Raw genomic sequence first — 1,394 nt, 5'->3', positions numbered from 1 at the left:
CAGGGGCATTGCGTAGTCGAGGTTGGTCCGGTTCGCCGGGTTCATGTGTGACGTGACGTCATGTCCGGTGTGCGGTAAGGGCACCCGGATAGCAGAGCAGGCACGGTGCTGGTGATCATGTGGTTGTCGAGACCCATGAGAACCGAGCGAGACCGTGCCTGCCCGAACATCATCGCCCATCCCCGCCGCGCTGGGGCAACTGGGCTCCCAGACTGTCGCCCTTGTCCCGGACGATGTCGTTGACCTGCGCCGATTTCTGATCCATGTCACCGATCCCCGCGACGCGCGAGGGCGGAGATATCCGGCCCTCGCGCTGTTGTGCGCGGCCGTCGCGGCGGTGCTGGCCGGGGCCCGGTCGCTCATCGCGATCAGCGAATGGATCACGGATGCTCCGCAGCAGGTGCTGGACGTCCTCGGCTTCGACCTCGACCCGTTCACGGGCTCGCGGCCGGTGCCGCACGCCGCCACCGTGCGGCGTCTGCTGCACCGCATCGACGGAGACGCACTGGACGCGGCGATCACCGCATACCTGCAGGCCAGGACGGTGCCTGAGCCCGTGCCGGAGGGAAATCGGCCGGCGCGACGGGTCATCGCGGTCGACGGCAAGGTGGTTCGCGGATCGCGCACCAGGACGGCCGCGGCGATCCAGTTGCTGGCCGCGATGGAGCACCACGGCGTGGTCCTGGCCCAGCGACAGGTCGCCTCCAAGAGCAACGAGATCCCCTCGTTCCAGCCCTTGCTGGACCCCCTCGACCTGGAGAACGCCGTGCTGACCACCGATGCCCTGCACACCCAGCACGGTCACGGCAGCTACCTGATCAGCCGCGGCGCCCACTACGTAGCCGTCATCAAGAAGAACCACCCCGGCCTGTATGCCCAGGTCAGGAAGCTGCCCTGGAAAAGCATCCCGCTCGGGCACCGCACCCGCAACCACGCCCATCACCGCGACGAGATCCGCCGGATCAAGGTCGCCGCGTTCGCTCACCTCGACTACCCCGGCGCCCGCCAGGCGATCCAAATCGTGCGCTGGCGGCGCGAGATGAGCACCGGAAAGCTGACCATCGAACGCGTCTACCTGATCACCAGCCTGAGCATCTTCGACGCCACCTGCACCGAACTCGCCACCTGGATCAGGGGCCACTGGGGCATCGAAAACCTCCTGCACCACGTCCGTGACCGCACCTTCCGCGAGGACGACTCCAAGGCCCGTACCGGCACCCTGCCCCGGGCCATGGCCTCCCTGCGTAACCTCGCCATCAGCGTCTTCCGCCAGGACGGCCAGACCAACATCGCCGCCGCCCTCCGCCACGCCGGCCGCGACTACCACCGCCCCTTACACGCCCTCGGCCTCACCTGACGAACCCGGACAGATCTCGATCATGCAATGACCCTGG

1 protein-coding gene is annotated in these 1,394 nt (G+C 67.7%); it reads left to right on the top strand.

Annotated features, from left to right (window positions below):
- Nucleotides 1-154 precede the first annotated feature (154 nt).
- Entirely contained in the window at nucleotides 155-1,357 is a 1,203-nt protein-coding gene (locus AB0I23_RS41495; protein WP_359118455.1) for an ISAs1 family transposase, read from the top strand.
- Nucleotides 1,358-1,394 lie beyond the last annotated feature (37 nt).

The organism is Streptomyces atratus (assembly GCF_040655115.1).
In the GTDB taxonomy this organism is placed as follows: domain Bacteria; phylum Actinomycetota; class Actinomycetes; order Streptomycetales; family Streptomycetaceae; genus Streptomyces; species Streptomyces atratus_D.
This window is presented reverse-complemented; position numbering and strand designations above follow the sequence as displayed.